Annotated in this window: 15 protein-coding genes, 9 pseudogenes and 1 riboswitch; of the genes and pseudogenes, 13 read left to right on the top strand and 11 right to left on the bottom strand. The window is 54.4% G+C overall.

Translation table 11 applies throughout. From position 1 onward, the window contains the following. Positions 1-26: 26 nt before the first annotated feature. Entirely contained in the window at positions 27-1,067 is a 1,041-nt protein-coding gene (gene purM, locus JCM2850_RS09980) for a phosphoribosylformylglycinamidine cyclo-ligase (RefSeq protein ID WP_025871563.1), read from the bottom strand. Between the two features lie 260 nt (positions 1,068-1,327). Between purM and JCM2850_RS09975 the strand changes: the two genes are divergently transcribed. Both JCM2850_RS09975 and JCM2850_RS09970 read left to right on the top strand, forming a co-directional pair. Beyond that, entirely contained in the window at positions 1,328-1,948 is a 621-nt protein-coding gene (locus JCM2850_RS09975; RefSeq protein ID WP_025871561.1) for an HdaA/DnaA family protein, read from the top strand. Positions 1,949-2,085: 137 nt separating this feature from the next. After that, on the top strand, positions 2,086-2,961 hold the full coding sequence (locus tag JCM2850_RS09970) for a hypothetical protein (RefSeq protein ID WP_025871559.1): 876 nt from the start codon (positions 2,086-2,088) through the stop codon (positions 2,959-2,961). A gap of 31 nt (positions 2,962-2,992) precedes the next feature. Here JCM2850_RS09970 and soxZ read toward each other — a convergent pair whose 3' ends face one another. From soxZ to JCM2850_RS18495, 3 genes and pseudogenes are all read right to left on the bottom strand, one after another. Beyond that, complete coding sequence (soxZ, locus tag JCM2850_RS09965; RefSeq protein WP_036265913.1) at positions 2,993-3,316, bottom strand: thiosulfate oxidation carrier complex protein SoxZ; 324 nt, start codon at positions 3,314-3,316, stop codon at positions 2,993-2,995. After that, the gene (locus JCM2850_RS09960) at positions 3,316-3,774 is read right to left on the bottom strand and encodes a thiosulfate oxidation carrier protein SoxY (RefSeq protein ID WP_036265911.1); all 459 of its coding nucleotides are present in this window, start codon (positions 3,772-3,774) and stop codon (positions 3,316-3,318) included. Before JCM2850_RS09960 ends, soxZ begins: the two co-directional genes overlap by 1 nt. Before the next feature lies 1 nt (position 3,775). After that, positions 3,776-5,214, bottom strand: a pseudogene (locus JCM2850_RS18495) (beta-barrel assembly-enhancing protease). Positions 5,215-5,283: 69 nt separating this feature from the next. Here JCM2850_RS18495 and moaC point away from each other — a divergent pair. Further along, positions 5,284-5,763 (top strand): cyclic pyranopterin monophosphate synthase MoaC, encoded by a 480-nt coding sequence (moaC, locus tag JCM2850_RS09950; protein WP_025871554.1) that lies wholly within the window; start codon positions 5,284-5,286, stop codon positions 5,761-5,763. A 90-nt stretch (positions 5,764-5,853) separates the two neighbouring features. Here the strand turns inward: moaC and xerC are convergent. From xerC to JCM2850_RS09930, 4 genes and pseudogenes are all read right to left on the bottom strand, one after another. Continuing rightward, positions 5,854-6,737 (bottom strand): annotated as a pseudogene (xerC, locus tag JCM2850_RS18490) (tyrosine recombinase XerC). A gap of 44 nt (positions 6,738-6,781) precedes the next feature. Further along, positions 6,782-7,468 (bottom strand): DUF484 family protein, encoded by a 687-nt coding sequence (locus JCM2850_RS09940; protein ID WP_051525360.1) that lies wholly within the window; start codon positions 7,466-7,468, stop codon positions 6,782-6,784. Positions 7,469-7,506: 38 nt separating this feature from the next. Then, a complete protein-coding gene (gene dapF, locus JCM2850_RS09935) occupies positions 7,507-8,337 on the bottom strand; it encodes a diaminopimelate epimerase (RefSeq protein ID WP_025871550.1) in 831 nt (276 codons plus the stop codon). 119 nt (positions 8,338-8,456) lie between these two features. Next, positions 8,457-9,317 (bottom strand): lysophospholipid acyltransferase family protein, encoded by an 861-nt coding sequence (locus JCM2850_RS09930; protein WP_025871548.1) that lies wholly within the window; start codon positions 9,315-9,317, stop codon positions 8,457-8,459. A 71-nt stretch (positions 9,318-9,388) separates the two neighbouring features. On the opposite strand from JCM2850_RS09930, the pseudogene metK reads away from it, so the two are divergent. The 5 genes and pseudogenes from metK to metF all read left to right on the top strand — a co-directional run bounded on the left by metK (position 9,389) and on the right by metF (position 14,780). Beyond that, positions 9,389-10,551, top strand: a pseudogene (gene metK / locus JCM2850_RS18485) (methionine adenosyltransferase). Positions 10,552-10,574: 23 nt separating this feature from the next. Next, complete coding sequence (locus JCM2850_RS09920; protein ID WP_025871545.1) at positions 10,575-11,786, top strand: cyclic di-GMP phosphodiesterase; 1,212 nt, start codon at positions 10,575-10,577, stop codon at positions 11,784-11,786. A 77-nt stretch (positions 11,787-11,863) separates the two neighbouring features. Further along, positions 11,864-11,947, top strand: a riboswitch (S-adenosyl-L-homocysteine riboswitch). Between the two features lie 128 nt (positions 11,948-12,075). After that, entirely contained in the window at positions 12,076-13,482 is a 1,407-nt protein-coding gene (gene ahcY, locus JCM2850_RS09915) for an adenosylhomocysteinase (RefSeq protein WP_025871544.1), read from the top strand. Positions 13,483-13,555: 73 nt separating this feature from the next. Continuing rightward, entirely contained in the window at positions 13,556-13,903 is a 348-nt protein-coding gene (locus JCM2850_RS09910; protein WP_025871542.1) for a phage holin family protein, read from the top strand. Between the two features lie 27 nt (positions 13,904-13,930). Then, positions 13,931-14,780 (top strand): annotated as a pseudogene (metF, locus tag JCM2850_RS18480) (methylenetetrahydrofolate reductase [NAD(P)H]). 145 nt (positions 14,781-14,925) lie between these two features. On the opposite strand, the gene JCM2850_RS09900 reads toward metF, so the two are convergent. The 3 genes and pseudogenes from JCM2850_RS09900 to JCM2850_RS18470 form a co-directional block, all read right to left on the bottom strand. After that, the gene (locus JCM2850_RS09900) at positions 14,926-15,378 is read right to left on the bottom strand and encodes a Smg family protein (RefSeq protein ID WP_025871540.1); all 453 of its coding nucleotides are present in this window, start codon (positions 15,376-15,378) and stop codon (positions 14,926-14,928) included. 106 nt (positions 15,379-15,484) lie between these two features. Continuing rightward, positions 15,485-16,593 (bottom strand): annotated as a pseudogene (gene dprA / locus JCM2850_RS18475) (DNA-processing protein DprA). Continuing rightward, positions 16,584-17,644 (bottom strand): annotated as a pseudogene (locus JCM2850_RS18470) (LysM peptidoglycan-binding domain-containing protein). The pseudogenes dprA and JCM2850_RS18470 overlap by 10 nt, the downstream one beginning before the upstream one ends. 94 nt (positions 17,645-17,738) lie before the next feature. Between JCM2850_RS18470 and def the strand changes: the two are divergent. From def to JCM2850_RS09865, 5 genes and pseudogenes are all read left to right on the top strand, one after another. After that, positions 17,739-18,240 (top strand): annotated as a pseudogene (gene def, locus JCM2850_RS18465) (peptide deformylase). Between the two features lie 8 nt (positions 18,241-18,248). After that, positions 18,249-19,177, top strand: a pseudogene (fmt, locus tag JCM2850_RS18460) (methionyl-tRNA formyltransferase). 202 nt (positions 19,178-19,379) lie between these two features. Continuing rightward, positions 19,380-20,218: pseudogene (gene htpX, locus JCM2850_RS18455) on the top strand (zinc metalloprotease HtpX). Positions 20,219-20,220: 2 nt separating this feature from the next. Beyond that, complete coding sequence (gene rsmB, locus JCM2850_RS09870) at positions 20,221-21,498, top strand: 16S rRNA (cytosine(967)-C(5))-methyltransferase RsmB (protein WP_025871538.1); 1,278 nt, start codon at positions 20,221-20,223, stop codon at positions 21,496-21,498. A 43-nt stretch (positions 21,499-21,541) separates the two neighbouring features. Next, complete coding sequence (locus JCM2850_RS09865; protein ID WP_088177753.1) at positions 21,542-22,057, top strand: DUF4390 domain-containing protein; 516 nt, start codon at positions 21,542-21,544, stop codon at positions 22,055-22,057. The last annotated feature ends 6 nt before the right edge of the window (positions 22,058-22,063 follow it).

The following is a 22,063-nucleotide window of genomic DNA, read 5'->3' as shown; positions in this document are numbered from 1 at the left end:
ACAACTCCCCATCAGGCTATGCCTGATCAAGCAACGATAGTGGGCGCTTCACCTGCAGCCTGGCGACGTATGCTACCAATCTGCCAAACCTGCTCACCTTCTGCTTCCAGCAGGGCAAGTGCTGCTGCGGCATCTGCCGCCGCCACGATCACCACCATGCCTATGCCGCAATTGAAGGTCTTGTACATTTCCTGATCGGTGATATTGCCTTGCTCTTGCAACCAGGAGAACAGCGGTGGCATTTGCCAGCTGCCCTGGCGCACTTCCGCAGTCAGGCCTTCAGGCAATACGCGTGGCACGTTCTCGGTAATACCGCCGCCAGTGATATGCGCCATGCCCTTGACCTTGACGCGTTGCAGCAGCTTGAGCAAAGGTTTCACGTAAATGCGTGTAGGCGCCATGATCACATCACGGAAAGGTTTACCGTAGAAATCACTGTCCAGGTCTATGCCGGACAAATCAATCAGCTTGCGAATCAGCGAATAGCCATTGGAATGCGCGCCACTGGAAGCCAGGCCCAGCACCACATCGCCCTCGGCAATGGTGGAGCCGTCTATCAGCGCTTCCTTGTCTGCAGCACCGACGACAAAACCTGCCAGGTCATACTCACCCGCCGGATACATACCAGGCATTTCAGCGGTTTCACCGCCCACCAGCGCACAGCCTGACAGCTCACAGCCAGCCGCTATGCCCTGGATCACCTGGGCGGCTACGCCTACTTCCAGCTTGCCACAGGCAAAGTAATCGAGGAAGAACAGGGGCTCAGCGCCTTGCACCAGGATATCGTTAACACTCATGGCCACCAGGTCTATACCTACGGTGTCATGCTTGTCGAGCTGGAAAGCCAGCTTGAGCTTGGTACCTACGCCATCGGTACCGGAAACCAGCACAGGGTTCTTGAATTTCTTCGGCACCTCGAACAAGGAACCGAAACCACCAATACCGCCCAGCACTTCAGGGCGCATGGTGCGCTTGGCGAATGGCTTGATTCTCTCAACCAGGGCGTCCCCGGCCTCAATATCCACACCGGCATCGCGATAGCTAATCGAGGTTTTTTCAGAATTCAAGTTGAGTTCTCGCTTTCCACAAGATAAATTAGACAATTAGGGCATAATTTTACCTGATAAATAGCCCTCAAACGATAGCTATGGACGTGGCATGGCCCGAGAAAACACTCTGGTGCCGCAACAAAAACATGTCTTCTTCGCTATAGATATCGTTTGCAGCCCGCAGTTTAAGAGTGGGCAAGGCACTTAAACCAATAAAACTGCAGCACGCAAGCTGAATAAAGCGTAGCGCATGATTTGTATACAAGAACTGAACCGCATTGAAACAATTACTTCTCGACATCCAGCCCCCAGCCGCGCCCAGCCTTGATAATTTTGTCGTTGGCCGCAACGCCGAAGCCTTGTTCCAGTTACAGCGCACTGTGCTTGAGCAGGATGATGCGCGCTTCATCTATCTTTGGGGTGCCGACGGCTGTGGCAAAAGCCATTTGATCAGCGCCTGCAATGCGCTGGCCAGCAGCCAGCAACTCAATATGATTTGCGTGGACGATGTACACCTGCTGGGGGACGACGAGCAGATTGCCCTGTTTGATCTCTATAACCAGTTACGTGAATCTGGCGGCCGCATGTTGGTGAGCGGGATTGCAGCCCCTGGTCAGATGGGGCTGCGTGATGATCTGGCAACACGTCTGGCCTGGGGTTTGAGCTACCAGTTGCACCCCTTGAGCGATGAAGAAAAAGCCCAGGCGTTGCGCAATCATGCCGAAGCCAAAGGCATGCGCCTGCCTGACGAAGTGCTGGATTACTGTTTACGCCACTTGCGCCGCGATATGCCCAGCCTTATTGCCACCATTGACGCTCTGGACGAGTGGTCACTCACCGACAAGCGTGCAGTCACCCTGCCTTTACTCAAGCAACTGCTACAGCATATCCCGCATTAACCTGGAGCCTGTGCATGGCCATTTATCGCTGCAAGCAATGCAATTTCGTCACAGAACTTGACGCCCAGCGAGTGGGAGAGGACATGCCCTGTCCCCAATGCCAGCATGTAAATAAAATCTGGGACAGCACGTTTTTTGTGAACCAGCTGCTGGAGAAATATTTCGCCCTGCACCGCTCTTACCAGCGCCTGCAAAATGAGCAAAAACAAGACGCGCAGAAAGCTGCAAGCCCGACGCGCAGCGAACCATTACCCACGAATGAACCCCGCGATTTTTCCAACACTGCGGCACTGAGCGAAGCAAGCCAGGCTCAAGCGCTGCTGCGTTGGTTTGAGCACAAGCGCATCAAGGTTGAACTCAACCCCAATGCTGTGGATACCACTGGTTTCTTTGATGAAATAGCCCATGCCATCGCCACGGATTACGCCACGCTACGCCCTATCATCCAGCAGATCTGCCATGCCTATCGTGAAAACTATATAGGCACCACCATTCATCTGGCCAACCGCAATGCGGATGAATTGCACCGGGTAACGCAGTTCTGCCGCCAACTGCATGAGTTTGCCTTTATCAGCCGCCTGGTACAGCAAAAGAGCGAGAAGACCTTGCGCCTGATTCTGCAGCCATCGCCGCCCATCAGACAGTTTTTCAGTGGCATCTGGCTGGAGTGGTATGCACTGATGCAGGCCTTGAGCTTTGCCAGCCAACGGCAGCTGCCGTTTTCCTGCGCGCGCAATCTCAAGATCACACTGCCGAATGCCGAGGTACACGAGCTGGATGTATTTCTGCTGCTGGATGATAAAACCCCGATCTGCATAGAATGCAAGACGGGCGAGTACCATTCCCAGATTGAGAAATACCGATTACTGAAGAAAAGCCTGGGTCTGCAAAAAGCCCAGTTTCTGCTTTGCGTGGCTGACATCAGCGATGAACATGCCCAGGGCTTTACCAGCATTTATGACCTGACTTTTACCAACCCCAAGCATTTGCTGACCTATTTGCAGCGTCTGTAAGTTCTTGACGGCTAGGCCAAGCTAGCAGGGCCTAGCTAAGCGTCAGGCTGTGCTGGCCGCTGCCACCTTTGTTGTCCTGCCACTCCACCTTGATGATGTCGCCCGGCGCAGCATTAGCCACATAGAAAATCAGATAGGGGTCCTTGGCGATGCCCGTGCCCCATTGGGCTTCTAGCACCACCTTGTCGCCATGCCTGGCTTGCAGCCATTGAATAAAATGCGCGGCAACCACTTCACCCGCTTCGTTCTTGCGGCGTCCGGTTTCCATGGGGTGGCTGATCAATAGCCGCACTTCCGCCACGCCCTGCTGTAGCCGGGCGCGCATTTTCATTTTGTGTTCCACAGGCTCAGCCATCAGCCGCAACCTCCTTCAGAGACGGCAATATAGCGTTCGGCCTGATAGTATTTGCCATCGGCCTGCACCACCACTTCCAGAGTCTGGCTTTCGGCCAGTTTTACCCGGGTAATGAGGAAGGGCTTACCGCCATTGGCAAAGCTGAAATTGGCGATTAGCGGCACCGGGTTCTTGGGCGCAAACAGGGCAATCGCCGTGGTATTGGCAATGCGGCTCATGATCTCCACCTGCACCACCGCGCCATTCTCGGCAAATTCCGGCGCGACGATTTCAATCTGCGCATGGCCGTGATCCTGATCTTTATAGACATCGTGCATAGCCAGCGCCTGTTTGGCCGCCGCAACATCGGGCGCTTCAAACGCCTGCTGGTTCCAGCGCGCGGCCCAGGCCTTGAGCGGCACAATAAAGCTTGCCAGCAAGGCAGCGATGAAGCGACGTCTGAGATTGGAGGTTGCCATCTTAATCGCGCTTTTTATCATCTAGCTGCAAGCGCAACTGCCCCAGCCTGGCTTCGACGATGGAATGTTGATAAAAATCGCCATCGCTGGCCTTGCTAGCCAAATCCATTTGTTCCACCGCGCCCCTAAGGTTGTAACGCCGCACATAGGCCTCACCCTGGGCCTGATGCCGCAATAGATTTTTGCCCTGCATGGTGTAAGCACGGGATTGCAACTCATAGAAATAAGGGTCATCGGGGAATTGCACCTGCTTGTCAGTCAGCATGGGCAGCAGACGCTCCAGCTGCCGCGTTGCCAGCAGATGCTCGGCATAGCCGTAGATCAAGCGCGGTGATCGGGGTATTTTGCCAGGGCATCCTGGTATTGCTGCTCGATCAAACGCGTATCGCGCCCGGCGACAATGATATTGGTGGCCAGGGTCTCTATCATGGCATTTGCGGACGTATTCTTGCGCAGCCAGTCCAGCTCCTGCTTGGCCCCTGCCAGGTCATTCTTGCGCAGCATGGCCAAGGCAATGCCGTAATGCTGAGCGGGCTCGCTGGCATAGCTTTTTTCCTGCAAGTTATAGCGGAAGGTATTGATGGCGCTATCCGCCGTGCCTATTCCTGAGAGCAGCTTAGCCTTGACGAACTGGAAGCCAGGGCTTTCCTGCGCCACCTTATAGCTGCCGCCTTGCTCCACGCGATTACGCACATCGGCAATACGCTCACTGGTCAAAGGGTGAGTACGCAAGAATGCCGGAGCGCTGCCTTCAGAAAAGCGCGTGCCTTTTTGCAAGGTCTCAAAAAAGCTGGGCATGGCACGCGCATCAAAACCCGCGCTTTCCATAATCTGCAGGCCTACCCGGTCGGCCTCACGCTCATGCTCGCGTGTGTAATCAATCTGCTTCTGTATGGAGTTGGCAGTCGCAGCAGTTAATGCGCCACCTGTTAGCTGTGGGTTGCTGCGCGCCGCGAGCAAGGCCAATGCCATGGTTGCCATGCTGATCACAGAATCATTTTTTTGCTTGGCCAGCATGCGCGCCAAATGGTGTTGCACCACATGGCCGATTTCATGCCCCAGCACCCCCGCCACTTCCGATTCATTATTGGCGGCAATCAACAGCCCGGTATGTACCCCTATGACGCCTCCAGGCATGGCAAAGGCGTTGATGCTGTTGTCCTTGACCACAAAGAAATTGAAACGCTGGTATTTATCCGGGCTATTGGCGGCCAGCCTGTGGCCTAAGTCGTCGATATAGTCGTTGATTTCAGGGTCTTCCAGCACCTGGCTGCTGGCATAGACATCACGCATGATCTCATCGGCAATGCGCTGCTCATCGAGAGGAGACATCACCGTGGCGGAGTAATCCCCCAGCTCAGGCAAGCCATCGGCCAGCGCCACCGGAACAGCTACAGCAGCCATGGCCGTCAGCAATACAATTGGGTAAAGCGTTCTCATCGTTGCTATGATAGCAAGCTCGCTTTCCAAGTTCACTAGCGCTACAGCGCCAATTCGTCAGGACATCCCATGAGCAAGCTCACCCATTTTGATGCGCAAGGACAGGCCCATATGGTCGATGTGGCCGATAAGGCCGAAACCAAGCGTCTCGCCATTGCGCATGGCAGCATACGCATGCAGGCCGAAACCCTGGCCGTGATTACGGCAGGCAATGCCAAAAAGGGGGATGTACTCGGCATTGCAAGAATAGCCGCCATCCAGGGAGCCAAGCGCACTGCCGACCTGATTCCACTTTGCCACCCCATCCCCCTGACCAAGGTCGGGGTAGAGTTCACTATAGACCAGGCGCTTAATACCGTGCATTGCCAGGTCAGCGCTGAGACTGTCGGCCGCACCGGGGTGGAGATGGAAGCCCTGACCGCAGCCAGTGTGGCCTTGCTGACGATTTACGATATGTGCAAGGCCATGGACAGAGGCATGGTGATCAGCGAGATCAAACTACTGGAAAAACTGGGCGGGAAATCCGGACACTGGCAGGCAGAGGCTTAAGGCTTGCAGCTGTGCTCAGCTGCATTGTTGTACCTGCTTATTTCTTTCTAGCGCCTTATTTTTTCTAGCGCCTTATTTCTTTCTAGCGCCTTATTTCTTTCTAGCGCGTGGATGCGCCGCATCATACACCTTGGCCAGATGCTGAAAGTCTAGATGCGTATAAACCTGGGTGGTGCTGATATTGGCATGCCCCAGCATTTCCTGCACTGCACGCAAGTCACCGCTGGATTGCAATACATGGCTGGCAAAGCTGTGGCGCAGCATATGTGGGTGCACATTGCTGCCTATGCCCTGCTTGATAGCCCACTGTTTGATGCGATACTGAATGGCACGGCCACTGATACGCTGGCCGGATTGGTTCAAAAACACCGCAGCCTCTTCCGCACTGGCAGGCTGGCGCACCTGTAACCAGGACTGTAGTGCGCTGATGGCATGGCTGCCCACAGGCACAATCCTGGACTTATTACCCTTGCCCGTCACCAACACTGTGCCTGCACGCAAATCCAGATCGGGCAGATTCATACCCGTCAGTTCGGAGAGACGTAAACCAGATGAATAAAACAATTCAAGGATGGCCCGGTCACGCAAGGTCAAGTCATCATCACCTTCCAGCGCTACCAGCTTCACTGCTTGATCCACAGGCAGCGCCTTGGGCAAGGTCTTGGGCGCTTTGGGGGCACGCATATCATGGCAGGGGTTGCTGACAGCACCATGCGCTTGACCAGATATTCGAAGTAACCGCGCCAGCCTGAAAGATGCCTGGCAATAGACTTGCCGCCCAAGCCCCGGCTGTGCAGGGTGGCAATGCAGCGACGTATATGCGTGGTTTGCAAGGCAGGCAGATCTATTTCAAATTTCAGCTCGGCCTTGAGGCTGAGCAGCAGATCCAGATCACGCCTATAGTGCTTGACGGTGAGCGGGCTTAAGCCGCGCTCAAACTGAAGGTAGTCCAGATAGGCCTGCAATTGATCCATGATGCGCCTGGATTGTGAGTGCCGAGTTTTAGCTTGCCACCAGCCTAGCTGATATGCCTGAGCAAAGCAGCACTGAGCAATTCCGCAATGCGCTTGAGGTAGAGCGTGCCCATCTCCGGGTAGAAGCGCTGGGCATCATCACTCGCCAATACCAACAGGCCAAACACCTGCTCGCTCCGTAGCGGCATGATGGCATACGAGGCTGGTGCTGCCTGCTCATCAAACCAGCTGGCAGCGGCAAAGCCCGGGCTACTGCCACAATAAGGTACTGCCAGGCTGGCAGCCCAGGCTTGTGCTTCTGGTTCTACTGCTGCAAAGGCAGGCAAAGCCGCATTTTCTGCCGCCTTGGGGGTGGCCCACAGCCGCAAGGCCACTTGCGGCACCTGAAAATCTTCTCGCAGGGAATGTTCCAGCAAGCTCAGCATCAGCTCCAGTTCTTCGCTCGCCAGCAGGCCCAGGGTCAACCTATGCACCTTGTCGCTGATAGCATCGTTTTCTTCGCCATGCTTGATAAGTTGGCTCAGTTTGACGTCCATGACACGGATGCGGTCACGTTGTGCCAGTTGCTGGCGCTCGGCCAGCGATACTGTGCCATGGCCGTGCGGGCTGGGCAGGTAAAGCTCAGTCAGCAAGGTGGTGTGATGCTCGAAGAACTGCGGATGGGCGCGCAGGTAACTGGTCACCTGATATTCGCTCGCCTGCTCTTCAATGTTGTGATCTTGTGGGTCCATACTGATTCCTTCTAGGCGTTGGCCATATGCCTTGCCTGTTAAATGTCGATACTGCCTTCAAATACGGTTTCTGCCGGCCCAGTCATCAAGACTGGCTGCCCAGGCCCTGCCCAGGCGATATTCAATTCACCACCACGGGTGCTGACCTGGACTGGCGATTGCAACAGGCCTAGCCGAATACCGCTGACCACGGCCGCACAAGCCCCGGTGCCACAAGCCAAAGTTTCACCACTGCCCCGTTCAAAGACGCGCAAGCGTATATGGCTGGGGTTCACAATTTGCATAAAGCCCGCATTGACGCGTTGCGGGAAGCGCGCATGGCTTTCAATCTGTGGGCCCTGGGTGGCGACGGGCGCAGTGTCTACATCGTCCACAACAGTGACGGCATGAGGATTACCCATGGAAACCACGGAGATTGTGATGGTTTCGCCCACTAGCGCCAAGGTATAAGTCAGCGACTCATCCTCCGCCACAAAGGGGATTTCCGCAGGCTGCACGCGCGGCTCACCCATATTGACGGTCACCAGACCATTGGCCTCCAGCTTGGGGAAAATAATGCCTCTGGCCGTTTCTACACGAATCTCGCTTTGCTGGGTCAGGCCTTGATCGTGAACAAAACGCACAAAGCAGCGCGCGCCATTGCCGCATTGCTCGACCTCGCCGCCATCGGCATTGAAAATGCGGTAGCGGAAATCAGCATCGCCCACGGTAGGCCTTTCCACCAGCAATAGCTGATCAAAGCCTACGCCAAAATGGCGGTCTGCCATTCTGGCTATGGTGGCGCTATCCAGGGTGACGGGCGTGGTGTAACCATCAATGACGATAAAGTCATTGCCTATGCCCTGCATTTTGGTGAACTTGAGTTTCATGACGGCCATGCTTGAGTGTTGATAATACAATCGGGATGCGGCTCACTGAGCCTCGCCAGTGAGTCATGCCTATGGCTCATTGATACTACCAGAGACATAGTAGACCAATCCGGTTTTTTCTAAGGAGCTTGATCAGCGGGCTGGGTCTTGCCGTGTGGTTTAGGTTGCTTGAAACGGCGATAGCTCCACAGATATTGCTGCGGTCGCTCACGCACCAGACCCTCAATGCCCAGATTGATATTGGCGGCGGTAGCTTCAGCTTCCAGCGGACGGATATGAATCACATAGCCACGCCCCCAGGACAGGCGCTCACCATAGGCAAGCAAGACCTTGGCACCGGAACTCTCTACCAGCTTGCCTACCAGCGTCATGGTGTAAGCCGGGGTGCCAAAGAAATCCACCCAGGCACCTTCACCAAACTCAGGCACCTGGTCCGGCAATATGCCGACAGCCTCACCCTGCTTGAGTGCCTTGAGCAAGCTGCGCACACCGCGCAAATTGGTAGGCGCTTGTTTGATCAGGCTGCGGTTACGCCCTTCATCGATCAAAGGTGCCAGCCATTGTTGCCGAGCTGGTCTATACAACACGGTAATCGGGTGCCGGGCAGCATAATAGAGGGCGGTGATTTCATAACAACCCAGATGTGGCGTCAGGAACACAATGCCCTGCTGATTGGCCAGCGCGGCTTCCACATGTTCCCAGCCATGGCAGGCGCGTACCCAGCGCAACACACGCTGCTGCGGACGGAACCAAATCGCAAAGGTTTCAACCAAACCCTTGCCAGTTTCTATCACGCTTTGCCTGAGCAAGCGCAGATAGTCTTTTTTGCTATGGGTAATGGCGGCGATATCAAGATTCTTGCGCGTGCGCCGTATTATTTTCTTAGAGAACAAATAAAGCCCCCAGCCAGTGAGCACCCCAATCAGGTTGATCAGTGGCAGCGGTAGCCGGGCAAGAAGTCGCAGCAATGCTTTGAGCATGAATTTCTTTTTGAAACACTATGACTTTGCTATTCTAGCAATCTTTTGCAAATTTACTCTGGCAGGAACCAATGAGCGAATATCTCTTTACTTCAGAATCCGTTTCGGAAGGCCATCCCGACAAGGTTGCGGACCAGGTTTCCGACAGCATTCTGGATGCGATTCTGGAACAAGACCCCACTGCCCGTGTTGCGGCAGAAACCCTGACCAACACTGGTCTGGTGGTACTGGCTGGTGAAATCACCACCACGGCAAATGTTGACTATATCAAGGTCGCGCGCGACACCATCAAGCGCATAGGCTACGACAATGCCGATTACGGCATAGATTACAAAAGTTGTGCGGTACTGGTGGCTTATGACAAGCAATCTCCTGATATCGCCCAGGGCGTGGATAACGCCAATGACGACCCGCTGGATCAAGGCGCTGGCGACCAGGGCCTGATGTTTGGCTATGCCTGCGATGAAACCGCGCAACTGATGCCTCTGCCAATCTGGCTTTCACATCGTGTGATGGAGCGTCAATCGCAACTGCGCAAGGATGGCCGCCTGCCATGGTTGCGCCCAGATGCCAAGAGCCAGGTCACCGTTCAGTACAAGGACGGCAAGCCTTACAAGATCGATACCGTATTGGTTTCCACCCAGCATGCCCCTGAGCAAACACTGGAACAGGTGCGTGAAGCGGTGATTGAAGAAATCATCAAGCCCACCCTGCCGCAAGAGTTGGTCAAGGGTGAAATCAAGTTCCTGGTCAACCCTACCGGCCGTTTTGTTATCGGTGGCCCCCAAGGCGATTGCGGCCTGACTGGCCGTAAGATCATCGTCGACACCTACGGTGGTGCTGCGCCACACGGTGGTGGCGCTTTCTCGGGTAAAGACCCTTCCAAGGTAGATAGATCAGCCGCTTACGCTGGCCGTTACGTGGCCAAGAATATCGTTGCCGCTGGCCTGGCTTCACGCTGCCTGGTGCAGGTTTCCTATGCGATTGGTGTGGCCCAGCTACCAGCGTCATGGTTGAGACCTACGGCACAGGCAAGGTGCCTAATGAAGTGTTGACCCAGCTGGTGCTGGATCATTTCGACCTGCGCCCCAAGGGTATCGTCAAGATGCTGGATCTGTTGCGCCCGATCTACTCCAAAACTGCGGCCTATGGTCACTTTGGCCGCGATGAACCGGAGTTCAGTTGGGAATCCACGGACAAGGTGGCGCAATTACGCGCCGCGGCTGGAATTTAGTCACCCTCATGCGAACATAGCCAATGCTGAAGAAAATCCCCGTCAGCCAACTTCGCATTGGCATGTTCCTCCACAAGCTGGACGTTACCTGGATCAACCATCCATTCTGGCGTAGCGCTTTCCGCATCACCGTACAGTCAGAAATCGATGACCTGCTCAGTAGCGGAGTCACCGAAGTTACGATTGATACCAAAAAGGGCTTTGATGTAGCACGGGAAGCGCGGCCTGCGCCTCCTCCGCCCACACCACCTGCTCCCAGGGCACCGCGCAAGGTAGAAATTTCCGAAGAACTGGAACAGGCAGCACGCATTTGTTCCAAGGCCAAGCGCGAAGTGGAACACATGTTCCATGAAGCCAGACTGGGCAAAGCCCTGGATGGCAACAAGGCCATGAATCTGGTCAATGAAATTTCCTCATCTGTCACACGCAACCCTGGTGCGCTGATCAGCCTGGCACGCCTGAAAAACCGTGACGACTACACCTATATGCATTCGGTAGCGGTATGCGGCTTGATGGTTGCCCTAGCAATGCAGCTAGGCATGGATGAAGAAGAGGTGCGCCAGTGTGGGCTGGCAGGCCTGTTGCATGACATAGGCAAGATGGATATCCCCATGTCGGTGATCAACAAGGCTGGCAAGCTGAGTGATCAGGAATACGAGGATATCAAGCGCCATCCCGAAGTGGGCCATGCCTTGCTGGTGAATTCGCCGGATATACACCCCATCGTGCTGGACGTCTGCCTGCATCATCACGAGAAAATTGATGGCACTGGTTACCCGCACGGCCTGAACAAGGATGAAATCAGCCTGCATGCACGCATGGGGGCGATTTGCGATGTCTATGATGCCATCACCTCAGACCGCGTTTATCGCAATGGCTGGCACCCTGCCGATGCCTTGCGCAAGATGGCGGAATGGACCAGTGATCATTTGGATGGCACGCTGTTCCAGGCCTTCGTCAAGAGTCTGGGCATTTACCCCATAGGCTCCTTGGTCAGGCTGGAATCGAACAGACTGGCAGTGGTGGTGGACAAAAACCCAAGCTCGCTGCTCAAGCCCAAGGTCAAGGTGTTCTACTCCATAAAATCCAGCGCTCGCCTGCTGCCCGAAATCATAGACCTCTCCCAGCAAGGCAGCACCGACAAGATAGTAGCCATAGAAAATCCTGATGACTGGAATTTCCCCGATTTCAATCACCTCTGGCTGATGGCACTTTGTTCCCTTAAGGGTTGCTGATAGCAGCCGCTATCTCAGTCTGCAGCAAGCATTCAGCAGACGGTTACAAACCTGATCAAACCCACTATAATGCCCGCTCTACCGAGGAACGTTGCAAGGATGGACACCCTCCCCAGGCTCGGTTGACGCGCACTCAAGCGCGTGAACGGCGTTCACCAGATTGATACGTGCCAGTCACGGGATGATGGTGAAACCTTGCACTTCCAAGCCTCCCTTCCCTGCTGGCCACACATTCCATCGCGACATTGTCGGTAACTTATCGCTACCATGTCGCCAAACGCTGAGAAGGATGAATACCGTGGCTCAAGATTACATCATTGCCGATATTTCCCTGGCCGAGTGGGGCCGCAAGGAAATCAAAATTGCAGAAACCGAAATGCCAGGCCTGATGGCCATACGTGAAGAGTACGCCACCACCAAGCCGCTGCGTGGCGCGCGCATCACTGGCAGCCTGCACATGACCATTCAAACCGCCGTGCTGATTGAGACCCTAGTGGATCTGGGTGCCGAAGTGCGCTGGGCTTCCTGCAATATCTTTTCCACCCAAGACCATGCCGCAGCCGCGATTGCCGAGTCTGGCGTGCCAGTATTTGCGGTCAAGGGCGAAACCCTGACCGAGTACTGGGACTACACCCACCGCATTTTCGAATGGGCCGATGGCGGTTACTCCAACATGATTCTGGATGATGGTGGTGATGCCACGCTGCTGCTGCATCTCGGTGCCAAGGCAGAAAAAGATCTGGCCGTGCTGTCCAGCCCCAGCTCTGAAGAAGAAACCATACTCTTCGCTGCAATCAAGGCCAAGATTGCTCAAGACCCGACCTGGTACTCCGTACGTCTGGAGAAAATCCAGGGCGTTACCGAAGAAACCACCACTGGCGTACATCGCCTCTATCAAATGCATGAGCGCGGCGATTTGAAATTCCCCGCGATCAACGTCAACGATTCCGTCACCAAGTCCAAGTTCGACAATTTGTATGGCTGCCGTGAATCCCTGGTTGATGGCATCAAGCGTGCCACCGATGTCATGATCGCGGGCAAGGTTGCCGTAGTCTGTGGTTATGGTGACGTGGGCAAGGGCTCTGCCCAGGCGCTGCGCGCACTTTCTGCCCAGGTTTGGGTAACAGAAATTGACCCAATCTGCGCGCTGCAAGCCGCGATGGAAGGTTATCGTGTTGTGACCATGGAATATGCGGCTGAGCATGCTGACATCTTTGTCACCACCACTGGCAATTTCCACGTCATCACTTACGACCACATGGCCAAGATGAAGGATCAATCCATCGTCTGCAATATCGGTCACTTTGATAACGAAATCGATGTCGCCTCACTGGAAGCCAAGTGCCAGTGGGAAGAAATCAAGCCCCAGGTCGACCACGTCATCTTCCCTGATGGCAAGCGCATCATCTTGCTGGCCAAGGGTCGCTTGGTGAATCTCGGCTGCGGCACTGGTCACCCAAGCTATGTGATGTCTTCATCCTTTGCTAACCAGACTATCGCCCAGATCGAGCTGTACACCCGTGCTGACCAGTACCCAGTCGGCGTTTACACTCTGCCCAAGCATCTGGATGAAAAAGTCGCACGTTTGCAGCTGAAGAAGCTCAATGCCGTGCTGACCGAACTGACAGATCAACAGGCTGCCTATATCGGTGTCTCTAAGGCTGGCCCTTACAAGGCTGATCATTACCGTTACTAGTACCATTACTAGGCACTCACAACTAAACCCCGTAACGCGCCCGGCATGCCGGGCGCATGACTGGAGCAACATCATGAAACTCTTGATCGTCTGGTTACTCAATGCCCTGGCATTGTTGGCTGTGGCCTATATCGTGCCGTCAATTCATGTGTCCGGCATAGGCGGGGCATTGATCGCTGCCGCTGTGATCGGCCTGGTCAATCTGCTGATACGCCCTATTCTGGTGATTCTGACCTTACCAGTCACAGTAGTGACCCTGGGGCTGTTCCTGCTGGTGATCAATGGTCTGCTGTTCTTCTTTGTCGGCCACCTGCTCAATGGCTTCGAGGTACAAAGCCTGCTGGCTGGCATCATAGGTGCCATACTCTACAGCCTGATTTCCTGGATGCTGATTGCCCTGGTGCTGGGTGACAAGGATTAATCTCGCCATCGTTATAGACAGAACAATATGAGCTCTTTACCTGATATCAGTTTTGAATTTTTCCCGCCGAAAACCCCGGAGGGCATGGCCAAGTTACGCCAGGCACGCGAGCAGTTTTCCGCCTACCAGCCAAGTTCTTTTCCGTGACCTTTGGCGCAGGTGGCTCTACGCGTGACCGCACGCTGGAAACCGTGCTGGATATTCAGCAAGCCGGGGCTGAAGGTGCACCGCATTTATCCTGCATTTCCGCCAGCAAGGCTGAAATCCGTCAATTGCTGCAAGATTACCAGGCCCATGGCATCAAGCGTCTGGTGGCTTTGCGCGGTGATATTCCCTCTGGCGAAGTCAGTACCGGGGATTTCCGTTACGCCAGCGAGCTGGTAGCTTTTATCCGCGAAGAAACTGGTGATCACTTCCAGATTGAAGTAGCCGCCTATCCGGAATTTCATCCGGAATCCCGCTCACCCAATGCTGATCTGCAATACTTCAAGCACAAGGTGGCGGCTGGTGCCAATGCCGCCATCACGCAATATTTCTACAATGCGGATGCCTATTTCCAGTTTGTGGATCAGGCCAACAGCCTGGGCATAGATATTCCCATCGTACCCGGCGTCATGCTATCTACAATTTCACCCAACTGGCGCGGTTCTCCAGTGTATGCGGGGCAGAAATCCCGCGCTGGTTACGCTTGAGATTGCAGGATTTTGGTGATGACCTGGCGTCGTTGCGTGATTTTGGCAGTGATGTGGTGCAGGATTTGTGCGAACAACTGATTGCTGGCGGTGTGCCCGGCCTGCATTTCTACACCTTGAATCAGGCAGGTACCATTAGCAACATTCTTGACCGCCTGGGCGTTGAAAAGCGCACGGGCAAGTAACACTGCATTATTTCATCTGTGAATAGCGCGTAACTAAAGCAGGTGAGGCAATGATACAAACCAGGGGCTTGGCCCCTGGTTTTTTTACGCTAATTGTCAGGCCTTTTAGAGCAAAAGCCTATTGCCAAAAGTCTAGTGCCAAAAACTAGTGAAGCGTGGAGCGATTGTCGTTGAACATGGCGTCTTCAACAAAGAGATAATCACTGGCCTTGTCCTGGTTCCATAAGGCCATCAGCACTATCCAGCGGGTTTCCTCCAGCCCGATCTCGGCTTGCGGCAGGGCAAGCGCCCTGTCGATCACCAATTCGCGCTGGCCAGGCGTCAAAATACCCGCTTGCTCCAGGAACATCATGAAGCTCAGGCTTTCACTACTGAGTTTTTTGGTTTCGATATCGCTGTAAATTCTCAGGCTCAGCGGGCTGAGCTGGGATTCACTGACTTCGGACATGGCTTCCAGTGCGTTATACCAATCAAACGCGCCATTAATGTCATCCTGGTCAAATCCAGCGGCAAATAGTTCTTTTGAAAGTGTATCGTGGTCGGGATGGATATCTGCTTCAAAGTAATTTTCAAACATGTACACCAGGACTTCGAACATACATTCCCCAATCAAAATGACCCGGGTGACTCTGATCACAATCAACTCATACTAGGCAGTTCAACTTGCAAGAATCGCCATCATGTCTCGTTCATCATTCACAGAGTTAGGCGATGCGCTGGAAACGCCCTCCCGGTAGAGAGGTTACTTGACCTTCCAACTCCAGCACCAACAGCATGGCCGAAAGGTCTTCAACCGTCAAGCCGCTTTGCTCCACTAAAGTGTCCAAAGAAATCGGCTCAAAGCCCAGTGCTTTCAGCAGCGGCGAATCTGACTCTGCGGTTGCTTGCTGCACCCGCCTGGCCTTGCTTGCGCCTGACTTATGCCCATGCATACCGCCCAGCTCGGCAAGAATATCCCCCATGTCATCTACCAGCTTGGCTCCTTGCTTGATCAATTGATGACAGCCCTTGGCCTGTGGTGAATGGATAGAGCCGGGAATTGCAAACACTTCACGCCCTTGCTCCAAAGCCAGACGTGCCGTAATCAAGGAGCCACTTTGCAAATTAGCCTCTACACCAGGCAACCTTGGCTGAGGCCACTGATGATGCGATTGCGTCTGGGGAAATTCTTCGCTATTGACGGCGTACCCAGGGCAAACTCGGAAATGATCAGGCCCTGACTGGCAATCTGGTGCGCCAATTGTCGGTTGCGAGCGGGATAGACGATATCAAGACCCGTGCCCACCACGGCTATCGTGCTGCCCCCTGCCTGCAAAGCCCCTCTATGCGCGGCCGCATCTATACCTAGCGCCATGCCACTGACGATGCAAAAACCGCTCTGGCTCAAAGCACCAGCAAACTGTTCTGCATTTTTTTCACCTTGCGCACTGGCACTGCGGCTACCCACTATCGCCAGGGATGGCGCATTGAGTAATGACAACTCACCTTTGGCATAGAGCAAGGGCGGAGGATTGGAGATATCGAGTAGTAAGCGAGGATAAGCAGCATCTGCCAGCGTCACCAGTGCATTACCCTCTTGCTGCAGCCAGCTTTGTATCTGGTCTGTAATATCGGCATTGGGGCCAGCGGCGATAGCATTGGCAACAGCTTCTGGCAGGTAATCGCGCAGCCGTTGCCTGGAGGTGGCATAGATTTGTTCAGGAGAGCCCAATGCCGCCAGAAGCTGGCACATGGCTTGCGGGCCTAGACCGGGCACCAGACTCAGGTTTACCCAGAGTCCGGCTTCCGTTGCATGAGTACTACTTATGGCGATTCCACAATATCCAGCACATTGACTGGCTCTGTGGCCTGCATGATGAGGGCATAGGAAATCTTGTCAAAGGTACGGAACACCATGGCTAAACCAATACGCTCATTCGGCAGCTTGATGTTTTCCGGCTCCTTGGATTTTTCCTTGTCATTCTTATCGTACTTGGGGTTCTTGATCACACGGCCATTGCGGTTGATCGCCAGCACATGGCCTTGCTCCAGGCCAGCGGCTTCACCGCCACTGATAGCGATGATGGTATTACTGCCCGCTTCTGCCAGCCCGCCATAAATAGATAAGATTCTGCCTTTAATCTCACCGCCAGGCGCGCGTGGGATAAAGTTGGTTTGCAGGGTTTCTGGGGCTGCCACCAGCTTGTCATTGGCAAAGATTTCTTCCTTGCTCTGACTATCTCACCACTGGCTGGCTCGCCATATTTGGTGATGCGCGCATCGCCAAGGTAAATGGCCTCGGTGCCGAGTATGGCCTTGGTTTCAGGGTCAACGTAGGTTTTACCCGGTCTGTAGATATTCCATAAGGTCGCCTCGCCTTCTGGGATTTTATCGACATAGACACGCGAACCCGGACTCAGTATCACGCGATTTTCTGTACCTGAAATCACGGTAGGCGCTTGCTTCAGCGCTGTGCTCTCTATGATCAGTGGCTGACTGAGGAAAGGCGCAATGATATTGGGAGCGATGGTCGGAATCGCTTCAGCATTGAGTTTCTCGGTGCGAATATCAGGCTGCACGGTGACCGTAGGATTAGCCACAGTCTGCTTGAGCAAGCGCAGTTCGGGTGATCCGCTGCTGTTGTCCAGCACCACCACATCCCCTGGGTAAATCCAGTGTGGATTCTTGATCTGGTCCTGATTCATTTTCCAGACCTGTGGCCATTGCCAGGGGTCTTTCAAGAATCGGCCTGCGATTCCCCATAAAGTATCGCCCTTCACGACCACATAGCGCTCAGGGTAATTGGGCTGCAACTTCACCTCATCTGCCTGGGCAGGCAAAATCAGGCAACAAAGCAGGAGCAGCGTTATAATGCGTCTATACATAATGCATAACCTTATGCCTGCTGGCGCAGATTAATATTAATATTCTGTAACTTGCACTGGATTCTGCATTCTATCTATTAAACAATCAAGCGTTATGGCAATTTTAGACATCCTTACCTACCGACCCACGCCTCTACAAAGTCGCTGCTGAAGTGACTGAGGTCAATGACGAGATCAGACGGCTGGTGCGCGACATGGCCGAGACCATGTACGATGCGCCAGGCATAGGTCTGGCCGCCACCCAGGTTGATGTACACAAACAAGTCATCGTTATGGACCTGTCCGAGGACAAGAGCCAGCTACAGGTATTCATCAACCCGAAGATACTCAGCAAGTGCGGTACTCAGGACTATGAAGAAGGCTGCCTGTCGGTGCCCGGTATTTATGATGTGGTCACCCGTGCCGAATCAATCACGGTGGAAGCGCTGAACGAACGTGGCGAAAAATTCACCCTGGAAGCAGATGGCCTGCTGGCAGTCTGCATACAGCACGAAATTGATCACCTCCTGGGCAAGGTGTTTGTCGAATATCTCTCCGGCCTCAAGCAATCCCGCATCAAGAACAAACTGAAAAAACGCCAGCGCGAACGCGCTTAGGGCTTGCCATGAAAATCATCTATGCCGGAACCCCGGATTTCGCGGTGCCTGCGCTTGCGGCGCTGATCGCCTCTCAACATGAAGTCAGCCTGGTGCTGACGCAACCAGACCGCCCGGCTGGCCGGGGCATGAAGCTCAAACCCAGCCCGGTGAAAACCTTGGCACTGGAACATGGCATTGCCGTGTTTCAGCCTGAAACCCTGAAAGATGCTGAAGCCCAGGCGCGCATTGCGGCGGAAGAGGCCGATGCATGGTGGTCGCAGCCTACGGCCTCATCATTCCCACCAGCGTGCTCAATATGCCACGCCATGGTTGTTTCAATGTGCATGCTTCCCTGCTGCCACGCTGGCGTGGCGCAGCCCCTATCCAGCGCTCGCTGCTGGCAGGTGATGCCGAGACTGGTGTCACCATCATGGAAGTAGTGCCTGCGCTGGATGCAGGTGCCATGATCATCAAGGGCAGCCTGCCCATCACTGAGCAAGATACTGCGCAAACCCTGCACGACGGCCTGGCTGACATTGGCGCACGCCTGATGCTGCAAAGTCTGAATAAGCTTGAGGCAGAGGGTAGGCTTGATGCCGAGCCACAAGATGAGTCATTGGTGACTTATGCCGAAAAACTGCAAAAAGCAGAAGCAGCCATCAATTGGCATGACAGCGCGGAAAACCTTTCGCGTCAGGTGCGCGCCTTCAACCCATTCCCGGTAGCGCAAACCCAGCTTCATGGCGAAACCTGCCGGGTATGGCTGGCACAGGCTCTACCCGGTCAGGCTAATGCGGGGGAAGTGGTGGCCGTGGATGATGGCATTGTGGTGGGTTGCGGCAACGGTTTGCTGCGCATTCTGGAGCTGCAAATGCCAGGAGGCAAACGCCTCAAAGCCAGGGACTTTCTCGCCGGACATGCGCTCAATATAGGCGAAAAATTCGGTAGTCTTTGAGTATTAAACCGCAGGCATGCAGACAGGATGTCTGGCATGCGCAGGCATCTGGCCAAAACCTCAAGCGCATGCAGGCAATCTGCTTGAATTTTTTGACTTTAGCGCCATCTAAGTAGGGATTGCAAACGGCCTGTGCCGTTCTTGAAATCGGGATAACGGCGCTCTTGCCCTCCCCTGAACAATGCTTTGATCGGAGTGAAACATGGTAGGTAATTGGCTCAAGATACTATCCTCATGGCGGGGATAGTGGTGCTGTTTGGTTCGGTAGGTGCTGCACTGGGCGGCGCAGGCGGCATGATGATCGCCTTGCTGCTGGCTGCTGCCATGAATGTGTACGCCTATTGGTTCTCTGACAAGGCCGTGCTGAAGATGTACAACGCCCGCGAGGTGGATGCCAGCACTGCACCCGAGTTTTACAACATGGTCAAGGAACTGGCGCAGAACGCGCAATTGCCCATGCCCAAGGTCTATATCATTGATGAAGACCAGCCCAATGCCTTTGCGACCGGGCGTGATCCCGAACATGCCGCCGTGGCAGCCACTACTGGCATCATGCGCATCCTCACCCAACGTGAGCTGCGTGGCGTGATGGCGCACGAGCTTGCGCACGTCAAGCACAGGGATACCCTGATCTCCACCATTTCCGCGACCATCGCCGGGGCTATTTCCTCCATCGCCCAGTTTGGCATGCTGTTCTCGCACGACAGAGAGCGTGGCGTGCATCCTGCGGTGGCTATCCTGATCATGATAGTTGCCCCGATTGCTGCCATGCTGATTCAGATGGCGATTTCCAGAGCGCGCGAGTTTGAAGCTGACCGTGGTGGTGCCGAAATATCCGGTGACCCGACCGCCTTGGCGGCTGCCTTAAAGAAGATCCACAACTATGCGCACCAGATTCCTCTGCAAACCGCAGAACAACATCCAGAAACGGCACAAATGATGATTATCAACCCCCTGTCTGGCGAAGGCATTAAAGGCTTGTTCAGCACCCATCCCAATACTGAGGAACGTATTTCCCGCCTCATGGCGATGGCTGTTTAAGGATGCAAGTCGCACAACAACTAGCAGCACAGGCGGTAGGCCAGGTTCTGGATGGTCGCAATCTATCGGTAGTACTGGAAGAGCTGTATCGCAAGAACAGCAAGATCACGCAACAACAGCGTGCTGCCAGCCAGGATTTTGCCTATGGCACTTTGCGTTACTACGCGCGGCTGGAGACTTTGCTACAGCAATTGCTGCAAAAACCGCTCACCGATGCTTCCATTCACCATTTACTGCTAGTGGGTCTTTATCAGCTTTGCTATGACCAGGCCGCTTCGCACACCGTGGTCAACCAGGCCGTATTAGCGGCATCTCGTTCCAAAAATAGCTGGGCCAAGGGTCTGGTCAACGCCGTATTGCGCAATTTTCTGCGCCAGCGCGAGAGCCTGGAGCAAAAAGCCGATCAACATGAATACGCGCGCTACTCCTATCCGCAATGGTGGATAGACAAGCTTAAGCAACAGTACCCTGATGCCTGGCAAGCCATGCTGGAAGCAGGCAACCAGCACCCACCCATGACGCTGCGCATCAATCGCCGTCATGGCGACAGCGCTAACTACATTGCTGCGCTGCAAGAGGCAGGGCTGGAAGCGCATGCCCTGGATAAACAGGCTGTCATGCTGGAGCGCCCCTGCGGCGTCAGCCGTCTGCCGGGTTTTGAACAAGGCCATGCCTCGGTACAGGATTGGGGCGCGCAATTTGCCGCGTTTGAGCTGGATGTGGCCGATGGCATGCAAGTACTGGATGCCTGTTGCGCGCCTGGTGGCAAAACCGGGCATGTGCTTGAGCTTGCCGATGTGTCTATGACGGCAGTGGACCACGACGGCCTGCGCCTGGACCGCGTCAGCCAGAACCTGGAGCGTCTGCAACTGCAAGCTACCTTGTTAGAAGGTGACGCTGCAGACCCGCAAAGCTGGTGGAATGAAATTAACTATGACCGCATTCTGGCTGATGTGCCCTGCACCGCATCTGGCATCGTCAGGCGTCATGTCGATATCAAATGGCTACGCAGACCTGAGGATATTGCCGCCTTTGCCAGCCAACAAGCCGTGATCTTGCAAGGCTTGTGGCGACTGTTGGCAAAGGGTGGTAAATTGCTCTACGTGACATGTTCGGTTTTTCACGAAGAAAATCAGCAACAAATTGATCAATTCCTGCAGCAACAAGCGGACGCACGCCAGCTACCTTTAGCGCATGCCACCCTGCAGTTGAATCAAGGACAACTACTCCCCGGTAAGGACCATGACGGCTTCTTTTACGCTTTACTGCAGAAAGTTTAGGCTGTGGCTTTTACTGTTGCTTGCCCTGATTTGCGGCAATTTGATGCCCAGCACCCTGCTGGCGGCGCCAAGCAGCCTGGAGATCAAATCCGCTGAACTGGTGCATGGCGAAGGCATCTACCTGCTGGATGCCGATTTTGACCTGATACTCAGCCCCGCGGTGGAAGAAGCCGTTAACAAGGGCATGCCACTCAACTTTCTGGTGGAATTTCAGCTGGTGGCACTCAAACGCTATTGGTTTGACGACGAAATTGTCAGCCTGACCAGCAAAGTTGCCCTCAGTTATCACGCACTTTCCCGTCAATACCTACTCAACCGCGATGGCCATCAGCTATCGTTTACCAGCCTGCAGGAAGCCAAGGAAGAACTTTCGCACATCAAGAACTGGCACGTGCTGGAAGCCGACCTGTTGAAAAAAGGTGAAAATTACCAGGCTGCATTACGCATGCGCCTGGATCAATCCAAGCTACCCAAGGCATTACAGGTCGACACCCTGAACTCCGAGGATTGGAATATGGTCTCCGAGCGCCTGCGCTGGACGCCGCCTTTAGCCAATTAAGTCATC

It is taken from the genome of Methylobacillus glycogenes JCM 2850 (genome assembly GCF_000617925.1).
In the GTDB taxonomy this organism is placed as follows: Bacteria; Pseudomonadota; Gammaproteobacteria; order Burkholderiales; family Methylophilaceae; genus Methylobacillus; species Methylobacillus glycogenes.
Note: the sequence above shows the minus strand (reverse complement) of the source record. Positions and strands in the feature narration are given on the sequence as shown.

Coding starts and splice junctions, on each gene's coding strand:
- rsmB (WP_025871538.1), top strand. CDS start 20,221: ATGCAAGTCGCACAACAACTAGCAGCACAGGCGGTAGGCCAGGTTCTG.
- soxZ (WP_036265913.1), bottom strand. CDS start 3,316: ATGGCTGAGCCTGTGGAACACAAAATGAAAATGCGCGCCCGGCTACAG.
- JCM2850_RS09920 (WP_025871545.1), top strand. CDS start 10,575: ATGCTGAAGAAAATCCCCGTCAGCCAACTTCGCATTGGCATGTTCCTC.
- JCM2850_RS09865 (WP_088177753.1), top strand. CDS start 21,542: ATGCCCAGCACCCTGCTGGCGGCGCCAAGCAGCCTGGAGATCAAATCC.
- JCM2850_RS09940 (WP_051525360.1), bottom strand. CDS start 7,468: ATGGACCCACAAGATCACAACATTGAAGAGCAGGCGAGCGAATATCAG.
- dapF (WP_025871550.1), bottom strand. CDS start 8,337: ATGAAACTCAAGTTCACCAAAATGCAGGGCATAGGCAATGACTTTATC.
- ahcY (WP_025871544.1), top strand. CDS start 12,076: ATGAATACCGTGGCTCAAGATTACATCATTGCCGATATTTCCCTGGCC.
- JCM2850_RS09900 (WP_025871540.1), bottom strand. CDS start 15,378: ATGTTCGAAGTCCTGGTGTACATGTTTGAAAATTACTTTGAAGCAGAT.
- JCM2850_RS09930 (WP_025871548.1), bottom strand. CDS start 9,317: ATGCTCAAAGCATTGCTGCGACTTCTTGCCCGGCTACCGCTGCCACTG.
- JCM2850_RS09960 (WP_036265911.1), bottom strand. CDS start 3,774: ATGGCAACCTCCAATCTCAGACGTCGCTTCATCGCTGCCTTGCTGGCA.
- JCM2850_RS09910 (WP_025871542.1), top strand. CDS start 13,556: ATGAAACTCTTGATCGTCTGGTTACTCAATGCCCTGGCATTGTTGGCT.
- moaC (WP_025871554.1), top strand. CDS start 5,284: ATGAGCAAGCTCACCCATTTTGATGCGCAAGGACAGGCCCATATGGTC.